This window comes from Arthrobacter sp. NPDC057388, assembly GCF_042668165.1.
Classification (GTDB): Bacteria; Actinomycetota; Actinomycetes; order Actinomycetales; family Micrococcaceae; genus Arthrobacter.
Genome location: NZ_JBHVBL010000031.1, coordinates 16,011 through 35,579 on the forward strand (window position 1 = coordinate 16,011; position 19,569 = coordinate 35,579).

At 67.1% G+C, this 19,569-nt stretch carries 20 protein-coding genes; 19 read left to right on the forward strand and 1 reads right to left on the reverse strand.

Annotated features, from left to right (window positions below):
- Positions 1–3: 3 nt before the first annotated feature.
- The 9 genes from ruvX to nusB all read left to right on the forward strand — a co-directional run bounded on the left by ruvX (position 4) and on the right by nusB (position 7,731).
- Positions 4–603: a Holliday junction resolvase RuvX gene (gene ruvX, locus ACFUTU_RS14695; RefSeq protein WP_377965491.1), complete on the forward strand. Its 600-nt coding sequence runs from the start codon at positions 4–6 to the stop codon at positions 601–603.
- Positions 600–2,297 (forward strand): endolytic transglycosylase MltG, encoded by a 1,698-nt coding sequence (mltG, locus tag ACFUTU_RS14700; protein WP_377965493.1) that lies wholly within the window; start codon positions 600–602, stop codon positions 2,295–2,297. The genes ruvX and mltG overlap by 4 nt, the downstream gene beginning before the upstream one ends.
- Complete coding sequence (locus tag ACFUTU_RS14705) at positions 2,294–3,154, forward strand: shikimate dehydrogenase (RefSeq protein WP_377965495.1); 861 nt, start codon at positions 2,294–2,296, stop codon at positions 3,152–3,154. Before mltG ends, ACFUTU_RS14705 begins: the two co-directional genes overlap by 4 nt.
- Before the next feature lie 26 nt (positions 3,155–3,180).
- Complete coding sequence (aroC, locus tag ACFUTU_RS14710; protein WP_377965497.1) at positions 3,181–4,380, forward strand: chorismate synthase; 1,200 nt, start codon at positions 3,181–3,183, stop codon at positions 4,378–4,380.
- A 59-nt stretch (positions 4,381–4,439) separates the two neighbouring features.
- The gene (locus ACFUTU_RS14715) at positions 4,440–5,021 is read left to right on the forward strand and encodes a shikimate kinase (RefSeq protein ID WP_377965499.1); all 582 of its coding nucleotides are present in this window, start codon (positions 4,440–4,442) and stop codon (positions 5,019–5,021) included.
- A complete protein-coding gene (gene aroB / locus ACFUTU_RS14720) occupies positions 5,018–6,106 on the forward strand; it encodes a 3-dehydroquinate synthase (RefSeq protein ID WP_377965501.1) in 1,089 nt (362 codons plus the stop codon). Before ACFUTU_RS14715 ends, aroB begins: the two co-directional genes overlap by 4 nt.
- On the forward strand, positions 6,106–6,624 hold the full coding sequence (locus ACFUTU_RS14725) for a tetratricopeptide repeat protein (protein WP_377965503.1): 519 nt from the start codon (positions 6,106–6,108) through the stop codon (positions 6,622–6,624). The genes aroB and ACFUTU_RS14725 overlap by 1 nt, the downstream gene beginning before the upstream one ends.
- A gap of 133 nt (positions 6,625–6,757) precedes the next feature.
- Complete coding sequence (gene efp, locus ACFUTU_RS14730; protein WP_377965505.1) at positions 6,758–7,321, forward strand: elongation factor P; 564 nt, start codon at positions 6,758–6,760, stop codon at positions 7,319–7,321.
- A complete protein-coding gene (gene nusB / locus ACFUTU_RS14735) occupies positions 7,321–7,731 on the forward strand; it encodes a transcription antitermination factor NusB (RefSeq protein WP_003800750.1) in 411 nt (136 codons plus the stop codon). Before efp ends, nusB begins: the two co-directional genes overlap by 1 nt.
- A gap of 60 nt (positions 7,732–7,791) precedes the next feature.
- Here the strand turns inward: nusB and ACFUTU_RS14740 are convergent, their stop codons facing one another.
- Positions 7,792–9,033 carry a PrsW family intramembrane metalloprotease gene (locus tag ACFUTU_RS14740; protein WP_377965508.1) on the reverse strand — a complete coding sequence of 414 codons (1,242 nt, stop codon included), beginning with the start codon at positions 9,031–9,033 and terminating at the stop codon, positions 7,792–7,794.
- 205 nt (positions 9,034–9,238) lie between these two features.
- On the opposite strand from ACFUTU_RS14740, the gene pyrR reads away from it, so the two are divergent.
- The 10 genes from pyrR to rpoZ all read left to right on the forward strand — a co-directional run bounded on the left by pyrR (position 9,239) and on the right by rpoZ (position 19,542).
- Positions 9,239–9,823, forward strand: coding sequence for a bifunctional pyr operon transcriptional regulator/uracil phosphoribosyltransferase PyrR (gene pyrR / locus ACFUTU_RS14745; protein WP_377965510.1), 585 nt, complete (start codon positions 9,239–9,241; stop codon positions 9,821–9,823).
- Entirely contained in the window at positions 9,820–10,815 is a 996-nt protein-coding gene (locus tag ACFUTU_RS14750; protein WP_377965512.1) for an aspartate carbamoyltransferase catalytic subunit, read from the forward strand. Before pyrR ends, ACFUTU_RS14750 begins: the two co-directional genes overlap by 4 nt.
- Positions 10,815–12,176, forward strand: a complete 1,362-nt coding sequence (locus tag ACFUTU_RS14755; RefSeq protein WP_377965514.1) for a dihydroorotase — start codon at positions 10,815–10,817, stop codon at positions 12,174–12,176. The genes ACFUTU_RS14750 and ACFUTU_RS14755 overlap by 1 nt, the downstream gene beginning before the upstream one ends.
- Positions 12,176–12,685, forward strand: a complete 510-nt coding sequence (locus ACFUTU_RS14760; RefSeq protein WP_377965516.1) for a hypothetical protein — start codon at positions 12,176–12,178, stop codon at positions 12,683–12,685. Before ACFUTU_RS14755 ends, ACFUTU_RS14760 begins: the two co-directional genes overlap by 1 nt.
- A 29-nt stretch (positions 12,686–12,714) precedes the next feature.
- A complete protein-coding gene (gene carA, locus ACFUTU_RS14765) occupies positions 12,715–13,989 on the forward strand; it encodes a glutamine-hydrolyzing carbamoyl-phosphate synthase small subunit (RefSeq protein ID WP_377965517.1) in 1,275 nt (424 codons plus the stop codon).
- On the forward strand, positions 13,989–17,333 hold the full coding sequence (gene carB / locus ACFUTU_RS14770) for a carbamoyl-phosphate synthase large subunit (protein WP_377965519.1): 3,345 nt from the start codon (positions 13,989–13,991) through the stop codon (positions 17,331–17,333). The genes carA and carB overlap by 1 nt, the downstream gene beginning before the upstream one ends.
- On the forward strand, positions 17,326–18,204 hold the full coding sequence (gene pyrF, locus ACFUTU_RS14775) for an orotidine-5'-phosphate decarboxylase (RefSeq protein WP_377965521.1): 879 nt from the start codon (positions 17,326–17,328) through the stop codon (positions 18,202–18,204). Before carB ends, pyrF begins: the two co-directional genes overlap by 8 nt.
- A 98-nt stretch (positions 18,205–18,302) precedes the next feature.
- Positions 18,303–18,626 (forward strand): integration host factor, actinobacterial type, encoded by a 324-nt coding sequence (gene mihF / locus ACFUTU_RS14780; protein ID WP_377965523.1) that lies wholly within the window; start codon positions 18,303–18,305, stop codon positions 18,624–18,626.
- 43 nt (positions 18,627–18,669) lie between these two features.
- Positions 18,670–19,266, forward strand: coding sequence for a guanylate kinase (gmk, locus tag ACFUTU_RS14785; RefSeq protein ID WP_377965525.1), 597 nt, complete (start codon positions 18,670–18,672; stop codon positions 19,264–19,266).
- 15 nt (positions 19,267–19,281) lie between these two features.
- On the forward strand, positions 19,282–19,542 hold the full coding sequence (rpoZ, locus tag ACFUTU_RS14790) for a DNA-directed RNA polymerase subunit omega (RefSeq protein ID WP_003800778.1): 261 nt from the start codon (positions 19,282–19,284) through the stop codon (positions 19,540–19,542).
- The last annotated feature ends 27 nt before the right edge of the window (positions 19,543–19,569 follow it).

Below are 19,569 nucleotides of genomic sequence, written 5' to 3' on the forward strand. Positions count from 1 at the left end.
GCTGTGACTTCCTCCGCTGAGCCGCACGTCCACCCCCGGGGCATCAAACTGGGGGTGGACGTGGGGACCGTCCGCGTCGGCGTCGCCATCTGTGACCGCGATGAGATCCTCGCCACACCGCTGAAGACGCTCGACCGCAATCCCAGGAAAAATTCGGATGTCCGCGTGATCGCCGCCCTCGCAGCGGACCGCGGAGCCGTGCAGATATTCGTGGGCCTGCCGCGGACCATGAAAGGCGAGGAACACGCCTCCGCCCGCATGGCTACCGAGTACGCACAGCTGCTGGCCGACGAGCTGGACCGGGCAGGTTCGGACGTCCCCGTACACCTGATTGACGAGCGGCTCAGCACCGTCACCGCCCACCGCAGCCTCCACGAAGCTGGCATGAGCAGCAAAAATCACCGTAAAGTGGTGGATCAGGTTGCGGCTGCCGGAATATTGCAGCACGCCATCGATATGCAAAAAGCCAGGGGAACGGATGTGGGGAGCCGCGTGCGCGCGCTTCCCCGTGCGGGGCTGTCCGGACACGCTGCAGCGGATACTGCTGAACGGCCTGGCCCGGAAACGGAAACACGATCTTCAGAGGATGGAAAGCTACAGTGAGCCCGGTCAATAGTGACGACTCCTCCGGCGAACCCTTCGCGGACACCGGACGGCCCCTGACACGCAAGGAGATCCGCGCCCGCGAGAAGGCCAGTACCGGAGATGCCGTGCCCGAGCAGGCCTACGAATCCGGTGAAGAGGTGCACGCGTCCGCGGGTGCCGCACGGCAGCCGGGGTCTTCCGCCGCGGTTTCCGGCCCGGTCCCGGTTTCTGCTCCGGCACCGGTTTCCGGAGCGAACGCTGCCCGGACGGCGGCAATACCGGCTGCTCCGGTGGCGCAGCCTGTTCCTGCCCCCGAACCTCTGGCTCCGGATGAGGTTCCCGATGTTCCGCCGGTCCCGCCGACCATCCACGACCCCGTCGAGGACGCGGACGCTGCAGCGCACGCAGATGCCGCTGCGAAGGCGGACGCCGGGCCTGAGGTCCACGGTCCCCAGTCCGAAGATGCGCCGCACTTCGCCGAATTCGCCCAGGGCCACCATGCCGAGTTTGAGCCCGGCCACCACTACGAGGACGTCCACCACTACGACGCGCAGCACGAAGCGTACGAGGACCACGCGCCCTATGAGCACCAGGCCGTGGGGCACCAGCTCCTGGCCGGAGCCGAAACCGGGGCGACCGTGACCCGGCCCTCCAAGAAGGTCCGGCGGCGTCGCCGTCTTGTGGCGCTGCTGCTGACCCTCGCGCTCTTTGTCACAGCCACCGTCGTCGGTGCGCAGTTCCTGAAGCCGCTGCTGGGGAACGACAAGCCGGCCGATTATCCCGGCCCTGGAAGCGGGCAGGTGAAGGTGTCCGTTGTTCCGGGCGAAGGCCCGGTATCCGTCGCGGCCAAACTGGAAGAGGCCAAGGTGGTGGCCAACGCCGACACCTTCATCGCCGCCCTCAGCGCATCCGGCGGCACCCTCTCGCCGGGGGAGTACGACTTCAAGCAGGAAATGAAGAACTCCGACGCCGTCTCCGTGCTCCTCAACGAGGGACAGGCGAAGGTCATGTACTTCGCCCTGAACGCGGGCCTTCGGATCGATGAATCGCTGCAGGCAATCTCCGAGGGATCGGGCCTGTCCCTGGCCCAGCTCAAGTCACTCAGCGACGCGCCCGAGCAGTTCGGGGTGTCGTCCAAGGCGAAGAACCTGGAAGGCTTCCTGGCTCCGGGGGAGTACCGCTTCCCGCTGGGATCCACCGCCAAGGAGATCCTGACCAAGCTTGTGAAGGCCACCCAGGACGAGCTGAAGGCGCAGGGCGTGACGGATTCGGCCAGGCAGTACGATGTCGTCACCGTTGCCAGCATCGTGCAGGCAGAGGGTGGCCAGGCGGAGTACAAGGACGTGGCGGGCGCCATCTACAACCGCCTGAAGCCCACCAACACCGAAACCAACGGCCTGATCCAGTCGGACGCCACGGTCACTTACGGCCTGGGCAAGAAGACCTTCCACATCGACGAGGCCGAAAAAGCCGACAAGTCCAACCCGTACAACACCTACGCCATCAAGGGCCTGCCCGCCGGGCCCATCGGTTCGCCGGGCAAGACCGCCATCGATGCGGCGGCCAAGCCGAACAAGAACGATTACCTGTACTGGGTAACCATCAACCTCGACACCAAGGAAACGAAGTTCTCCAAGACGCTGGCCGAGCACAACGGCTACGTCGAGCAGTACAACGCGTGGTGCGAGGCCAACCCGGGCCGTTGCGTATGAGCCTGCGGGCAGCCGTCCTGGGTCACCCCATCGGCCATTCGAAATCACCGGCGCTCCACCTGGCCGCCTATGCGCGGCTCGGTGTGGAGATCGGCTATACCGCCATCGACGTGACAGAAGAGTCGCTGCCGGCGTTCATGGATTCGGTTCGTGCAGAAAGCGGCTGGCGTGGACTGTCCGTCACCATGCCGCTGAAGAAGGCCATGGCTGCGGAGGTGGACGAGGTCCGTGGCGTGGCCAGGGTCCTGGGCGTCATCAACACTGTGGCGTTCGAAGGCGAGGGGGAGTCCACCCGGCGGATTGGTTACAACACCGACGTCGCCGGGATCGTCAACGCCCTCCGCAACGCCGGCGCCGCGGACGGTCCTTCCGGCGTCATCCTTGGCGGCGGCGGAACGGCGGCCGCGGCAGTGGCAGCCCTGCAGGAGCTGGGTGCAGTGTCCGTTGACGTGTATGTCCGGAACACCGCGCGGGCGGCGGAAGCCAGGGCGGCAGCAGACGGGCTGGGCATGGACATCTCCGTCCACACCCTCGATGGTGCGGTCGAAGCGATGGCCAGTGCCGGCGTCGTAATATCCACGCTGCCGCCGCGGGCGGCAGACGGCATGGCGGCGGAACTCGAAGCCCTCGGACGGCGCACCGACGGTGTCCTCCTCGACGTGGCCTACGATCCGTGGCCCAGCCAAATCGCCGCCGCCTGGCACGCCGGCGGCGGAACAGTGGTCCCCGGCCTTGAAATGCTGCTGTACCAGGCAGTGGAGCAGGTCCGCTACTTCACGGGCCTGCCGGATGCCGGAAGTGCTGAAGTCATAGATGTGATGTGCGACGCAGTCGGGGCACCCCGGCGGGTGTCCTGACCGCCAGACATGGCAGGATGGTTTTTATGTTGCGTTGGTTGACCGCCGGTGAGTCCCATGGCCCGGCACTGGTCGGAATTATCGAAGGCGTCCCCGCCGGTGTTGAACTCACCAGCGGGCAGATCGCCGATGCCCTTGCCCGCCGGCGGCTCGGCTACGGCCGCGGGGCACGGATGAAGTTTGAGCAGGACGTCGTCACGATCCTTGGCGGTGTCCGCCACGGCATCACCCAGGGCGGCCCCGTCGCCATCCAGGTGGGCAACACCGAATGGCCCAAGTGGGAACAGATCATGTCGGCCGATCCGGTGGACCCCGGGGAACTCGAGGGACAGGCCCGCAACGCCCCGCTGACCCGGCCCCGCCCGGGGCACGCCGATTTTACGGGCATGCAGAAATACGGCTTCGACGAAGCCCGTCCCGTGCTGGAACGCGCCAGCGCCCGCGAAACCGCCACGCGCGTGGCGATGGGCACGGTTGCCGCCCAGTTCCTGAAGCACCTCGGCATTGAGCTGGTCAGCCACACGGTGTCCATCGCCAGCGTCACCGTTCCCGAAGGCCGGCCGCTGCCCGTGCCGGACAACGTGATCGCCCTCGACGCCGATCCGCTCCGCTGCTTCGACCGCGAAACCTCCGATGCCATGGTTGCCGAGGTGGACGCCGCACACAAGGAAGGCGAAACCCTCGGCGGCGTGGTGGAGGTACTGGCCTACGGCCTGCCCCCGGGACTCGGCAGCTACGTCCACTGGGACCGCCGCCTCGATTCCCGCCTGGCCGCCGCCCTGATGGGTATCCAGGCCATCAAGGGTGTCGAAGTGGGCGACGGTTTCCTCACCGCCGCACGCCGCGGCTCCGCCGCCCACGACGAAATCGTCAAGGACGCGGACGGCCGGATCATCCGCACCAGCAACCGCGCCGGCGGCATCGAAGGCGGCATGAGCATCGGGGACGTCCTGCGTGTCCGGGCCGCCATGAAGCCCATCGCCACCGTCCCGCGGGCCCTGAAGACCATCGATATCAGCACCGGCGAGGCAGCCAAGGCCCACCACCAGCGCTCCGACGTCTGTGCCGTTCCGGCTGCCGGCGTTGTAGCCGAGGCCATGGTCGCGCTGGTCCTGGCCGAGGCCGTGACCGAAAAGTTCGGCGGCGACTCCGTGGCAGAGACCGCCCGCAACATCCGCGGCTACCTCGAGAGCATTCCGGCGTCGCTGGATACGATCGGACTGTAGTGCCCCGGAGCAATACACCCTGCAGCGCGGGTGAGCGGCCCATTGTGCTAATTGGGCCCATGGCGGTCGGCAAATCGGCGATCGGGCAGCAGCTGGCGCAACAGCTGGATGCCCCGTTCGTGGACACTGACGCCGTCATCGTCGAAGGCCACGGTTCGATCGCGGACATCTTCGCCAACCGCGGCGAACGTTCCTTCCGCGAGATCGAAGCCCGGACGGTGGCACGCATCATCGAGGCCGCGGCCGGCACCGCCACCGTGGTTTCGCTGGGCGGCGGCTCGGTCCTGGACTCCGGCACGCAGCAGCTGCTGGAACAGTGCACTGTGGTTTACCTGGAGTGCGACGCCGACACCGTCGCCGCCAGGATCGCCAAGAATTCCGGGCGGCCGCTGCTGGCCGGTGACGGCATCCGTCGCTGGAAGGCGCTGTTCGCCACCCGGAAACCGGTCTATGAGCGCCTTGCGGACATTGTGCTGGACGTCCGGCAGGGCACCGTGCCACAGCTGGGGCTGAAGCTCGAAGCCGCGTTGTGCGACTTTGCCGCCGGCAACGCCCCAGACCCCACCACACGCGAGATCAACACAACCGCGACGACGGCAGCCACCGAATGCGCTGCCGCGAAACAGGAAGTTGAAAAGTGAGCGAATCAACCGTCATTAAGGTCACCGGACAGTCTGCCGGGGACAACTACGACGTCGTAGTTGGCCGCGGCTTGCTCGGCACCTTGCCGGGACTGCTGGGGGAGCGCGTCCGGCGCGTCCTGGTCATCCACCCGCGCGCCCTCCGCCTCACCGGCGACACCGTCCGGGATGAACTTGCCGCTGCCGGCTTCACCGCCGTCACCGCGGAAATCCCTGACGCCGAGGAAGGCAAGCACATCCAGGTTGCCGCATTCTGCTGGCAGGTGCTGGGCCAGAACGACTTCACCCGTTCCGACGCCGTGGTCTCTGTTGGCGGCGGCGCCGTCACCGACCTTGCCGGCTTTGTGGCCGCCACCTGGCTGCGCGGCGTCAAAGTCATCCACATGCCCACGAGCCTGCTCGGCATGGTGGATGCGGCCGTCGGCGGCAAGACCGGCATCAATACGGCCGAAGGCAAAAACCTCGTGGGCTCCTTCCACCCGCCCGCAGCAGTGCTCACCGACCTGGACACACTGAAGACCCTGCCCCGGAACGAGATCATCTCCGGCATGGCCGAGGTCATCAAGTGCGGTTTTATCGCGGATCCCGCCATCCTGGACCTCATTGAGAAGGATCCTGACGCGGTAACGGATCCGGGTTCCGATGCGTTGCGCGAGCTGATCGAGCGTGCCATCGCGGTCAAGGCCCGCGTCGTCTCCGAGGACCTCAAGGAATCCGGCCTCCGGGAAATCCTGAACTACGGCCACACCCTGGGCCACGCCATTGAGCTCGTGGAACGCTACTCGTGGCGGCACGGCGCCGCCGTATCGGTGGGCATGATGTTCGCCGCTGAACTGTCCCGCAGCGTCGGCCGGCTCAGCGACGCCGACGCCGACCGGCACCGCAGCATCCTCGAATCCCTTGGGCTGCCCGTCACATACCGGCGCGACCGCTGGCAGGGGCTCCTGGACGGCATGCGCCGCGACAAGAAGTCCCGCGGCGATCTCCTGCGCTTCGTGGTCCTCGACGGCATCGCCAAGCCGGGAATCCTGGATGTGCCCGATACCTCCCTGCTCTTTGCCGCCTACCAGGAGATTGCCTCCTGATGCGCGGGGACCAGAGCGGAACCATCGAATGGCCCGACGGCGGTTTCCCGGGGATCCGGATCAACCCGGACACACTGCTTTCTGAGATTGTCAGCGAAGAAACCTGCGCCGCCGCATTGGAAGCGTCGACCGATCCGGCCGACCAGGTCTTGGTGCTCCTCGTCGAGGGACGCGCAGCCGACGCCGCCGAGCTGGTGGCGGAAGCCCGCTACAAGGACCCCGAGTCGTTCACGCTGCGGGCCTACGAAGCGGACGTCCTGCGCGTTTCCCACCGCTACGACCGCGCCGTCGAACTCTTCCGGCAGCTGCTCACCGAGGCGCAGGGAACGGCCAACGAGGCCCTGGCCTACCAGTACCTCGGCCGGATGCAGTTCGTGGCAGGGAACATTGCTGCCGCGGTGGAATCCTTCACCCGGGCGCTGGACCTGCGGGTGGCGCAGTCCGCCGATGCAGCCCTCATCTACTCCTCGACCGTGGCCCTGCAGCGGGCGCGGGACGTGTTCGAACTGGCCTCCTAAGAGGTTCTCCCGCCTTATCAGCTAGAATGGTTTCTGGATTTTTGATAAACACACGCTGGCACCCCGTTCTGGCTGCCCGCTTGGCATAACCAGCTGGCAGCCAGAACCAGTCAGACACAACCAGAGGAAACCAGTGGCAACCACAAACGACATCAAGAATGGAACCGTACTGAAGCTGGACGGCCAGCTTTGGAACGTCCTTGAGTTCCAGCATGTGAAGCCGGGCAAGGGCGGTGCCTTCGTGCGTACGAAGATCCGCAACGTGCTCTCGGGCAAGGTCGTCGACAAGACCTTCAACGCCGGCCTGAAGATCGAAACCGCCACGGTTGACCGCCGCGACTACCAGTACCTGTACCAGGACGGCGCCGACTTCGTCTTCATGGATACCCAGGACTACGACCAGGTCCACGTTTCGGGCGAGGTTGTGGGCGACGCCACCAACTTCATGCTGGAAAACCAGCAGGTCAACATCGCCATGCACGAAGGCACGCCGCTGTACATCGAGCTGCCGCCGAGCGTTGTCCTCGAAATCACCTACACTGAGCCGGGCCTCCAGGGCGACCGCTCCTCCGCCGGCACCAAGCCCGCCACCCTGGAGACCGGCTACGAGATCCAGGTGCCGCTGTTCGTCGAGAACAACACCAGGGTCAAGGTCGACACCCGCGACGGCAGCTACCTCGGCCGGGTCAACGACTAGTGAGCGCCCGCGGTAAAGCCCGCAACAGGGCTCTTGAAGTCCTCTTCGAAGCCGAGCAGCGTTCTGTCTCAGCTTTCGACGTGCTGCGTGCGCGCCGCGAGAGGACTGACCAGATTGTCAATCCCTACACCCTCGAGATCGTCGAAGGCGTGGTGTCGATGCAGGCCACCATCGACGAATTCCTCGAAACCTACTCCCAGGGCTGGACGCTTGAGCGCATGCCGTCCGTGGACCGCATCATCCTCCGGATCGGCACCTGGGAACTGCTCTACAACGACGACGTTCCCGACGGTGTTGCCGTCAGCGAAGCCGTCGCCCTGGCCAAGACGCTCTCCACGGATGAGTCGCCGTCGTTCATCAACGGCCTTCTGGGACGCCTGCAGCAGCTGAAGCCGTCCCTGCTCGCCTGAGCTGAGTCACGACGGAAAGCCCCCGCAGGCCCGGCCTGCGGGGGCTTTCTGCATGCCGGGCTACTGTTGCAGGGCACTCCGCACTGCCGTCAGGTGGCGCAGCTGCTGCACTTCGTCCCGCTGGTGCGCCGGCACATCCCTGCCGCTGAGGATCCGCTGCCGGGTGAAGGCCAGCCGCGTGGCCGCCCTGACGAACTCCTTCATCTCCCCGCCGCGGTTGTAGGAGGCGGCCCAGCGCACTGCCTGGCGCCGGCCGCCCGGGGTGGCCAGCAGCTCCACCTCGGCCGGAGCGAACCAGCCTGCGGCGGCGTACTCCTGGAGCCGTTGCCTGGTCAGCCGCCTTTCGGCGACCCGCAGCACCACGATGCTGACCACGGCGAGCACGAAGATGGGGACCTGCACCAGCACGTACTGGGCCAGGAAGTCCTGGCCCATGCTGTTCCACCGGTTGTGCAGGATCATGGCCGGGACCAGGCCGACAAAGAACGCAAGCACCGCCGCGCCCGAGTGCCCGCGGCGGGCGGCCAGCCCCATGATCAGGCCCGTGGTGCCGGTGAATATGGCATGCGCGAACGGCGACATGACCCCGCGGAGGAAGAAAATCTGCACCAGGTCGCTGCCGGTGCCGGACTCCGCGATCGCCCGGCCGAAGTAAAGGATGTTCTCGGTGAACGCAAAGCCGCCGGCGATGGTGAAGGCAAACACGACGCCGTCAACGGGACCGTCGAAATTGCGGCGGGCGAACAGGAGAAGCAGCAGCAGGCCCAGCGACTTCGCGAACTCCTCCACCACGGGCGCCTGCACGGTGGTCATGAAGTCGCGGAAGGATGCCTCGTCCGTGGCCGGGGCCGCGAGGGCGAAGACCGGCTGGATGAGCAGTGTCACGGCAATGGACACGGCCGCACCCCAGGTGAAGGCAAACAGCAGCAGGCGCTTGGGTTCGGGTTCCCAGCGGTCAATGACGGCGACGGCGGACAGCACCGCCGCCAGCGGAACCAGGGACGCCACAAAGCCGATGACGAACCCGGTCACGCCGGTGCTGGCCAGGAGGAATGGCACCACAATGAACAGGCTGACGAAGGCAAGGATCCCCCCGCCGACCACCAGCCCCAGGGTCCCGGCTCCGGGGCGGGCAGCTACGGTTGAGGCAGCCTCCGGGATGACCTGGTGCACGGCGCCGCCGCTGTGGCCCGGTGCGGGGCGGTAGTTCTGCGGCTGGACGTGGCCCATCCAGCTTGGATTGGCGGGCTGTTGGCCGAACTCAGGGCCGGGGAACTGCCTCTGCTGCGGATTCATTGACATAGACATGAGCCTATGTGCCGCGGGTTGGGCAACAAAGTACCGGGCTGGCCTGTGTGCACCGGAGAGGGGATCAGCACAGCCCTTCACGGTGTGACGGACGACGCCCTCTGCCGGGGCCGGGCCCAGGCGCCCGTGTGGTAATTTTGGAAGGCAAATGTTCCTTTTTTAATTCCGTCCCGTGAGGCGGGGAAAGGGGAGACGAGCGATGACTCCTGTCACGCAGGCACCGGTTCCGGCCAGGGTTGTACTCAACCAGGCGGATATCGACCGTGCCCTCACTCGTATCGCCCATGAGATCCTCGAGGCCAACAAGGGCTCCCAGGACCTGGTGCTGCTGGGCATTCCCCGCCGCGGCTACCCGCTTGCAGTCCGGCTCGCCCAGAAAATCGCCGCCGCCGATCCCGCCGTGGACGCTGCCGCCATCGTTGGCCAGCTGGACGTCACCATGTTCCGGGACGACCTCTCCCACCAGCCCACCAGGCCCCCGCACCGCACCCAGCTGCCGCTGACCGGCATAGACAACAAGGTCGTGGTGCTGATCGACGACGTCCTCTACTCCGGCCGCACCATCCGCGCCGCCCTGGACGCCCTCGTCGACCTGGGCCGGCCGCGCATCGTGCGCCTGGCAGTCCTCATCGACCGGGGCCACCGCGAACTCCCCATCCGCGCAGACCATGTGGGCAAGAACCTGCCCACCTCCTCCGCCGAAAAGGTCCGGGTCCGGCTCGAGGAGACCGACGCCGTCGACGGCCAGGCGGTTAACGAAGTTGTCATCGAGGGCGGCGCATGAAACACCTTCTTTCCACCGAAGACCTCAGCCTGGCCAACGCCGTCCGCATCCTCGACACCGCCGAAGAGATGTCGACCGTGGGGGAGCGCGAAGTCAAGAAGCTTCCTGCCCTGCGTGGACGCACCGTGGTGAACCTCTTTTTCGAGGATTCCACCCGCACCCGCATCTCCTTCGAGGCGGCCGCCAAGCGGCTCTCCGCGGACGTCATCAATTTCGCCGCCAAGGGCTCATCGGTTTCCAAAGGCGAGTCACTCAAGGACACCGCACAGACGCTGTCCGCCATGGGCGCCGACGCCGTCGTGATCCGCCACTGGGCCTCCGGCGCGCCGCACCGCCTTGCAGCAACCGACTGGATCGACGCCGCAGTGGTCAACGCGGGCGACGGCACCCACGAACACCCCACCCAGGCGCTCCTGGACGCGTTCACCATGCGCCGGCACTGGACCAAACTTTCCGGCCTGCCCTCCACCGGGGCGGACCTGCGCGGCATGCGCGTCGCCATCGCCGGCGACGTCCTGCACTCCCGCGTGGCGCGGTCCAACGTATGGCTCCTACGCACCCTCGGCGCCGACGTCACCCTGGTGGCGCCGCCCACCCTGCTGCCCATCGGCGTCGAAAAATGGCCCTGCAGCATCAGCTACGACATGGACGAGACCCTCGAAAAGGGCGTCGACGCGGTCATGATGCTCCGCGTCCAGGGCGAGCGGATGAACGCCTCGTTCTTCCCGTCCACCCGCGAGTACTCCCGCCGCTGGGGTTTTGACGACACGCGGCTCCGCGCCCTGGACAGCCTGGGCTTGAAGGACACCATCATCATGCACCCCGGACCGATGAACCGGGGCCTTGAAATTTCCGCGGCCGCCGCCGACTCGCCCCGCTCCACCGTGCTCGCGCAGGTGAAGAACGGCGTCTCGATCCGCATGGCCGCCCTGTACCTGCTGCTCTCCGGAGACACCCGTGAACCAGCCGCCACCCTGAAGGAGAGCAACTGATGGCTGAAGCAACCACTTACCTGATCCGGGGCGCCGGGATCCTGGGCGGCGACGCCGAGGACCTGCTGATCCGCGACGGCGTCATCGCAGCCCGCGGCAGCGGCCTCTCCGGGAGCGACGCAGCAAACGGCGCCACGGTCATCGACGCCGACGGTCTCATCGCACTGCCGGGCATGGTGGACGTCCATACCCACCTGCGCGAACCCGGCCGCGAAGACGCCGAAACGGTGGAAACCGGCACCCGCGCCGCTGCCCTGGGTGGATTCACCGCCGTGCACGCCATGGCCAACAGCACCCCGGTGGCGGACACCGCCGGCGTGGTGGAGCAGGTCTACAGCCTTGGCCGTGACGCCGGCTGGGTGGACGTCCGCCCCGTGGGCGCCGTCACCGTGGGCCTCGCCGGCGAACAGCTCGCCGAGCTCGGCGCCATGGCGGACTCCCGCGCCCAGGTCCGCATGTTCTCCGACGACGGCATCTGCGTCCACGATCCCGTGCTGATGCGCCGCGCCCTCGAGTATGTCAAGGCGTTCGACGGCGTTGTGGCCCAGCACGCGCAGGAACCGCGCCTCACCGCAGGCGCCCAGATGAACGAGGGCGAGGTCTCCGCGGTCCTCGGCCTGACCGGCTGGCCGGCAGTTGCCGAGGAAAGCATCATTGCCCGCGACGTGCTCCTGGCCCAGCACGTCGGTTCCCGGCTCCACGTCTGCCACGTCTCCACCGCCGGCTCCGTCGAGATCATCCGCTGGGCCAAGGCGCGCGGCATCAACGTCACGGCCGAGGTGACCCCGCACCACCTGCTGCTCACCGATGAACTGGTCCGCAGCTACGACCCCGTCTACAAGGTCAACCCGCCGCTGCGCACCAACGACGACGTCCAGGCCCTGCGAGCGGCCCTCGCCGACGGCACCATCGACGTCGTCGGCACCGACCACGCACCGCACCCGAGCGAGCACAAGGAATGCGAGTGGGCGCAGGCGGCCATGGGCATGACCGGACTGGAAACCGCCCTGTCCGTGGTCCAGCACGCCATGATCGAGACCGGCCTGATGACCTGGGCCGACTTCGCCCGGGCCACGTCCACCGCGCCCGCAGGCATCGGACGCCTCGCGGACCAGGGCCGGCCGCTCGAAAAGGGCGAACCCGCCAACATCGTCCTCGTGGATCCGGCCGCGCGCTGGACCGTAGACCCCTCCGCCATGGCAACCATGGGGCGCAACTCGCCGTTCCGCGGCATGGAACTCCCGGGCAAAGTCGTGGCCACGTTCTTCAAGGGCCACCCCACGGTCCTGGACGGCAAGCTCAACACCCCCTACCGCTACCCCTCGGAAGCGCCGGTTGCCGGCGTCTCGGGTGCAAACTGATGGAAAAAATCCTTCCCGGACTTGCGATGCTGGCCGTGGCCGCCGTCGTTTTTGTCCTGATCTGGATCGGCTGGCGCAACCGGCTGCGCCGGCAGTCCGACATCGGGCAGCTGCCGGCCGTTCCTGCGGGCCTCGGCGAGCCGCTGGTTTCGGCGGACGGGCAGTACGTCGCCTCGACCACCTCGGGCGACTGGCTGGACAGGATTGCCGTGCACGGCCTCGGCATCCGCACCAACGCTGAACTCTCGGTCCATCCGGAAGGCGTGCTCCTGGACCGTGCCGGTTCCGGCCCGCTCTTCATCCCGGCGGCTTCGCTGGCCGGTGTCCGGCAGGACAGCGGCATGGCCGGGAAATTCGTGGAAAAGGACGGCCTGCTGATCCTCAGCTGGATGCTCGGAACCCACGCCCTGGACACCGGCTTCCGCACGCGCCGCGCCGCGGACAAGCCGGCCATCCTCCAACAACTTCAGGAAATGATCTCCCCAGGCCCCCAGGCAGGTGCCCAATAGTGGAAAGTAATAAAGTGACGGAAACCGAAGTGACAGTAAACGCAGGAACTGCGCAGGCCGCAGCCTCCGCCCCCGCCGTCCTGGTGCTCGAAGACGGCCGCATCTTCCGCGGCCGCAGCTACGGCGCGCAGGGCACCGCCCTGGGGGAAGCGGTCTTCGCCACCGGCATGACCGGCTACCAGGAGACCATTACCGACCCGTCCTACGCCCGCCAGCTCGTGGTGCAGACGGCCCCGCACATCGGCAACACCGGTGTGAACAGCGAGGACGCCGAATCCCGCCGCATCTGGGTGGCCGGCTACATCGTCCGCGACGCGGCGCGCCGTCCCTCCAACTGGCGGTCCGAGCGCAGTCTGGACGACGAGCTCGTCGAGCAGGGCATCGTGGGCATCCAGGGCGTGGACACGCGGGCCATCACCCGGCACCTGCGCGAACACAAAACCATGCGCGCCGGCATCTTCTCCGGCGACGCCGCCAAGGCCACCGACAAGGAACTCCTCGACGCCGTGCTCGCCAGCGAGCCGATGGAAGGCGCCCGCCTTGCCGAGGAAGTCAGCATCGACGAAGCCTATGTGGTGGAGCCGAAGGACCACGGCTGGGAGGGGGACCCGCGGTTCAGCATCGCCGCGATCGACCTCGGCATCAAGGCCATGACCCCGGTGCGTTTCGCCGAACGCGGCGTCCGCGTCCACGTGCTGCCCGCCACGGCAACCATCGACGACGTCAAGGCCGTCAGCCCCGACGGTTTCTTCATGTCCAATGGCCCCGGCGACCCCGCCACCGCCGACAACCAGGTCAAGCTGCTCCGCACCGTCCTGGACGAGAAGCTGCCCTACTTCGGCATCTGCTTCGGCAACCAGATCCTGGGCCGGGCCCTCGGCTTCGGCACCTACAAGCTCCGCTACGGCCACCGCGGCATCAACCAGCCCGTCATGGACCGCCGCACCGGCAAGGTGGAGATCACGTCGCAGAACCACGGCTTCGCCGTCGACGCCCCGCTGGACGGCCCCACCAACGCGCCGGAAGAGCGCTACGGACGCGTGGAGGTCAGCCACGTCAGCCTGAACGACGAGGTTGTCGAAGGCCTGGCCTGCCTGGACATTCCCGCCTTCTCCGTGCAGTACCACCCCGAGGCTGCCGCGGGCCCGCACGACGCCGCGTACCTGTTCGACCGCTTCATCGAGCTCATGGAGGGCAGCCGCGACGGGCGTACCGCCAACCTGTCCAAGGAACCGGTGGACGCCCGGCACCCCGCCGATGCACAGCAGAACACGACTGACAACAAGACTGAGGACAAGAAGTAATGCCCAAGAGAACTGACCTTAAGAGCGTCCTGGTCATCGGTTCCGGCCCGATCGTCATCGGCCAGGCCGCTGAATTCGACTACTCCGGCACCCAGGCGCTTCGCGTCCTCAAGGAGGAAGGCCTGCGCGTCATCCTCGTCAACTCCAACCCGGCCACCATCATGACCGACCCGGAGTTCGCCGACGCCACCTACATCGAGCCCATCACCCCCGAGGTGGTGGAGAAGATCATCGCCAAGGAGCGTCCCGACGCCGTGCTGCCCACCCTGGGCGGCCAGACGGCGCTGAACACCGCGATCGCGCTGGACAAGAACGGTGTGCTGGAGAAGTACAACGTGGAACTGATCGGTGCGAACATCGCCGCGATCGAGCTCGGCGAGGACCGCGAGAAGTTCAAGGGCGTCGTGGAGCGCTGCGGCGCCGAATCCGCCCGCAGCCACATCATCCACTCCATGGACGAGGCACTCAAGGCCGCCGGCGACCTCGGCTACCCGATGGTGGTCCGCCCCTCCTTCACCATGGGCGGCCTCGGTTCCGGCCTGGCGTACAACGAAGAGGACCTGCGCCGGATCGTCGGCCAGGGCCTGCAGTACAGCCCCACCAGCGAGGTGCTGCTCGAAGAGAGCATCCTCGGCTGGAAGGAATACGAGCTCGAAATGATGCGGGACAAGAACGACAACGTGGTTGTCGTCTGCTCCATCGAAAACTTCGACCCCGTGGGCGTGCACACCGGCGACTCCATCACCGTGGCACCGGCACTGACGCTCACCGACCGCGAATACCAGAAGCTGCGCGACGTCGCCATCGCCGTGATCCGTGAAGTGGGCGTGGACACCGGCGGCTGCAACATCCAGTTCGCCATCGATCCCAAGACCGGCCGCGTCGTCGTCATCGAAATGAACCCGCGCGTGTCCCGCTCCTCGGCCCTGGCGTCCAAGGCCACCGGCTTCGCCATCGCCAAGATCGCCACCAAGCTTTCGCTCGGCTACACCCTGGACGAGATCCCGAACGACATCACGCAGAAGACCCCCGCCTCCTTCGAGCCGACGCTCGACTACGTGGTGGTCAAGGTCCCGCGGTTCGCGTTCGAGAAGTTCCCCGCCGCGGACAACACCCTCACCACCACCATGAAGTCGGTGGGCGAGGCCATGGCCATGGGCCGCAACTTCACCGAAGCCCTCCAGAAGGCCCTGCGGTCCCTCGAGCAGAAGGGTTCGCAGCTGGACTTCACCTCCGTGCCCGAATGGGAAGTGCCGGAGCTGATCGAGAAGGCCAAGCGCCCGACGACGGACCGCCTGCACCAGGTGCAGCGCGCCCTGCTCGGCGGCGCCAGCGTGGAGGAGCTCCACGAGGCCACGAAGATCGACCCCTGGTTCCTGGACCAGCTCCAGCTGCTCAACGAGATTTCCCAGGAGATCCGCCGCTCCGGCGCGCTGACGGAGGACATGCTCCGCAACGCCAAGCGCCACGGCTTCTCCGATGAGCAGATCGGCGCCCTGACGCACAACTCCGAGGCCGTCGTCCGCGGCGTCCGCCAGGCGCTGGGCATCCGCCCGGTCTACAAGACCGTGGACACCTGCGCCGCGGAGTTCGCCGCCTACACGCCGTACCACTACTCGGCCTATGACGAGGAGGACGAGGTTGCGCTGCACTCCAAGCCCTCCATCCTCATCCTCGGCTCCGGGCCCAACCGCATCGGCCAGGGCATCGAGTTCGACTACTCCTGCGTCCACGCATCCATGGCGCTGCGCAAGGCCGGGTACGAGACCGTCATGGTCAACTGCAACCCGGAAACCGTCTCCACCGACTACGACATCTCCACCCGCCTGTACTTCGAGCCGCTGACCCTTGAGGACGTCCTCGAAGTCATCGCGGCCGAGGAACGCACCGGCGGCGTGATGGGTGTCTTCGTCCAGCTCGGCGGCCAGACCCCGCTGAAGCTGGCCCAGCAGCTGGCCGACGCCGGCGTGCCCATCCTCGGCACCTCGCCCGAGGCGATCGACCTCGCCGAGCACCGCGGCGCCTTCGCCCGCGTGCTGGACGAAGCCGGCCTGGTCTCCCCGAAGAACGGCACCGCCGTCTCCTTCGAGGACGCCAAGAAGATCGCGGACGAAATTGGCTACCCCGTCCTGGTCCGCCCGTCCTACGTCCTGGGCGGCCGCGGCATGGAGATCGTCTACGACGAGCCGAACCTGTCCCGCTACATCGCCAACGCCACCGAAATCACCGCCGAGCACCCGGTGCTGATTGACCGCTTCCTCGAGGACGCCGTGGAGATCGACGTCGACGCCCTGTTCGACGGCACGGACATGTACCTGGGCGGCATCATGGAGCACATCGAGGAGGCCGGCGTCCACTCCGGCGACTCCGCCTGTGTCCTGCCGCCCATCACCCTGGGCAACAACGTCCTGGACCGCGTCCGCACCGCCACCAGGGCCATCGCCGAAGGCGTGGGCGTCCGCGGCCTGATCAACATCCAGTTCGCGCTGGCCTCCGACGTGCTGTACGTCCTGGAAGCCAACCCGCGTGCCTCCCGGACCGTGCCCTTCGTGTCCAAGGCCACGGGCGTGCAGATGGCCAAGGCCGCGGCGCTGATCGGCACCGGCGTCACCATCGGCCAGCTCCGCAGCGCGTACAAGATGCTGCCGGAAACCGGCGACGGTTCCACCCTGCCGCTGGACGCCCCGGTCGCCGTCAAGGAAGCGGTCCTGCCGTTCAGCCGGTTCCGCACCCTGGAAGGCAAGGTCGTGGATTCGCTGCTCGGGCCGGAAATGCGCTCCACCGGCGAGGTCATGGGCATCGACAAGCACTTCGACACCGCGTTCGCCAAGAGCCAGTCGGGTGCCAACAACGCCCTGCCCACCGAAGGCAAGGTCTTCGTGTCCGTGGCCAACCGCGACAAGCGCTCGGTGATCATGGGCGTCAAGCGCCTCTCCGACCTCGGCTTCGAGATCGTGTCCACCGGCGGCACCGCCGACGTGCTGCGTCGCAACGGCATCCAGGCCACTCCGGTGCGTAAGGTGGCCGAAGGCAGCAGCGCCGAAGGTGAAGGCACCATCGCCGACCTCGTGGTCGCCGGCGAAATCGACATGGTGTTCAACACCCCGTCAGGCGGGGAGGCCCGCAGCGACGGCTACGAGCTCCGCGCCGCCGCCACCTCGATCGGCATCCCCTGCATCACCACCGTGGCCGAGTTCAACGCGGCGGTGCAGGCCATCGAGGCGCTGCGCACCTACGCCTGGTCCGTGACCAGCCTGCAGGAGCACGCAGCTGCGCTCATCGCGTCGCAGGAGGCCGCCCTGCAGAAGGCAGCAGCACAGACCCCGGCAGAGCAGAATGCCTGAGGCCGCTTCAGGCGCGAACACTGCCGCAGGCGCCGGCCGGGAGTCCTTTGGCTCCCGGCTGGGCCGGGCCATGGCGGACCGCGGTCCGCTGTGCGCCGGCATTGATCCGCACCCCGCCCTCCTCGCCGGCTGGGGCCTGAACGACGACGCCGCCGGGCTGAGGCGCTTTTCGCTCACCGCCCTGGAGGCTGTGGCTCCGCTCGCTGCCGCGGTCAAGCCGCAGGTGGCGCTGTACGAACGGCACGGGTCGGCCGGCATGGCGGTCCTCGAAGAGGTTCTGGCCACTGCCCGGGACGAGGGTGTGCTCACCATCGCCGACGCCAAGCGCGGCGACATCGGTTCCACCATGGCCGCCTACGCCGACGCCTGGCTCAGCGACGGCTCTGCCCTTGCGGCGGATTCGGTGACGCTGAGCCCGTACCTGGGGTTCGAGTCGCTGCGGCCTGCCCTGGACCTTGCGGCCGAGCACGGCCGCGGCGTGTTCGTCCTGGCGCTGACCTCCAACCCGGAGGGTGCCTCGGTGCAGCACGTGGGCGGACACGACTCGGTGGCGCGCCGGATCGTCCAGGCCGCCGCGGAGGAGAACGGGCGGTATTCCGGCCCCCTTGGCTCGGTGGGCCTCGTTGTGGGCGCCACCGTGGGCACGGCCCTGTCGGACCTGCAGCTGGACCTGGGGGCTGTCCGCGGTCCGATCCTTGCGCCCGGCCTGGGCGCCCAGGGGGCCACCCCGGCAGACCTGCGGAAGACTTTCGGCGCCGCCTACCCGCAGGTCCTGGGCACCTCCAGCCGGGACATCCTCAAGGCAGGTCCCGGCGTTCGGGAGCTCAGGGAGGCCGCGGAGCGCACCCTCGCCGGGCTCCGCGACGAATAGTCCATTGATTTCTCCGGCCGGCAGGGAGTAGGTTCAGGACAAATCCGCGGCTGCTTCAACGCCGCCGGCCGCGGATCCGTTGGCTGACCCCAGGGGAAATGACCGTGAGCTTGCGACCCTTGTCACAGCAGGAACGTTCCGACGCACTCAGGAAGGCCGCTGCGGCAAGGGCTGCCAGGGCCTCGGCCAAGGAACGGCTCAAATCCGGCGAACTGACCGTGGCCCAGATCCTGGACTCCGGCGGCACCGAGGAGGCCATCGCGCGCATGCGCGTTTCGGAGCTCCTCGAGGCCCTGCCGGGGATCGGGAAGGTCCGGGCCGCGGCCATCATGGACAACCTGGGCATCGCCGCGTCCCGCAGGGTCCGGGGGCTCGGCATCCACCAGCGCCGGGCGCTGGTAGATTTTATGAACGAGAAATAGCTTTATCCGAACAGAGTCATCTGTAGACCGTCCAAAGGAATACGTGAATCACAAACCCGGACTGACAGTCCTCGCTGGTCCTACGGCTGTTGGCAAAGGCACCGTGTCCACCTATATCCGCGACAACTACCCTGAGGTCTGGCTGTCCGTCTCGGCAACCACCCGCGCACCGCGGCCCGGCGAGATTGACGGCGTGCACTACTACTTCAAGTCCAAGGAAGAGTTTGAGTCCCTCGTGGCTGCCGGCGAATTCCTTGAGTGGGCCGTGGTGCACGGACAGAACACCTACGGAACCCTGAAGAGCACCGTCAACCAGGCCATCGCCGAGGGCCGCTCCGTGCTGCTGGAGATCGACCTGCAGGGTGCGCGCCAGGTGAAGCAGGCCGTTCCTGACGCCCGGTTCGTGTTCCTGGCTCCGCCCAGCTGGGAAGAACTGGTCCGCCGGCTGGTGGGCCGCGGCACGGAATCCGCCGAGGAACAGCAGCGGCGGCTGGAAACCGGTAAAGTAGAGCTTGCTGCTGAACCGGAGTTCGACTACACCGTCATCAACGACGACGTTCGCCGGGCAGCTGACGAGCTTGTTTCACTCATGGGGCTGACTCCGCACCCGCGCCAGCCGCAGACGCCATCAGCCCGCTAGAAATTTGGAGAATTCGTGTCCACGAACCTTGAAGGCATCATCAACCCGCCGATCGATTCGCTGCTCGAGGCAGCCGACTCCAAGTACGGCCTGGTGATCTTCGGTGCCAAGCGTGCACGCCAGATCAACGCGTACTACGCCCAGCTGCACGAGGGCCTGTTCGAGTACGTCGGCCCGCTGGTCGACACCAAGCTGAACGAGAAGTCGCTGTCCATCGCCCTGCGCGAGATCAACGAGGGCAAGCTGGTTTCCACGCCGATCGAAGCTGCAGAGTAACCTCCGCAGAGTAAACAGACTGCCTGC

Bases quoted from the DNA above. Each gene is read 5' to 3' on its own strand.
- ACFUTU_RS14715 (WP_377965499.1), top strand. From the start codon at position 4,440: ATGGCGGTCGGCAAATCGGCGATCGGGCAGCAGCTGGCGCAACAGCTG.
- carB (WP_377965519.1), top strand. From the start codon at position 13,989: ATGCCCAAGAGAACTGACCTTAAGAGCGTCCTGGTCATCGGTTCCGGC.
- ACFUTU_RS14760 (WP_377965516.1), top strand. From the start codon at position 12,176: ATGGAAAAAATCCTTCCCGGACTTGCGATGCTGGCCGTGGCCGCCGTC.
- aroC (WP_377965497.1), top strand. From the start codon at position 3,181: ATGTTGCGTTGGTTGACCGCCGGTGAGTCCCATGGCCCGGCACTGGTC.
- ACFUTU_RS14755 (WP_377965514.1), top strand. From the start codon at position 10,815: ATGGCTGAAGCAACCACTTACCTGATCCGGGGCGCCGGGATCCTGGGC.
- ACFUTU_RS14740 (WP_377965508.1), bottom strand. From the start codon at position 9,033: ATGTCAATGAATCCGCAGCAGAGGCAGTTCCCCGGCCCTGAGTTCGGC.
- pyrR (WP_377965510.1), top strand. From the start codon at position 9,239: ATGACTCCTGTCACGCAGGCACCGGTTCCGGCCAGGGTTGTACTCAAC.
- ACFUTU_RS14725 (WP_377965503.1), top strand. From the start codon at position 6,106: ATGCGCGGGGACCAGAGCGGAACCATCGAATGGCCCGACGGCGGTTTC.
- pyrF (WP_377965521.1), top strand. From the start codon at position 17,326: ATGCCTGAGGCCGCTTCAGGCGCGAACACTGCCGCAGGCGCCGGCCGG.
- ACFUTU_RS14705 (WP_377965495.1), top strand. From the start codon at position 2,294: ATGAGCCTGCGGGCAGCCGTCCTGGGTCACCCCATCGGCCATTCGAAA.
- mihF (WP_377965523.1), top strand. From the start codon at position 18,303: ATGACCGTGAGCTTGCGACCCTTGTCACAGCAGGAACGTTCCGACGCA.
- ACFUTU_RS14750 (WP_377965512.1), top strand. From the start codon at position 9,820: ATGAAACACCTTCTTTCCACCGAAGACCTCAGCCTGGCCAACGCCGTC.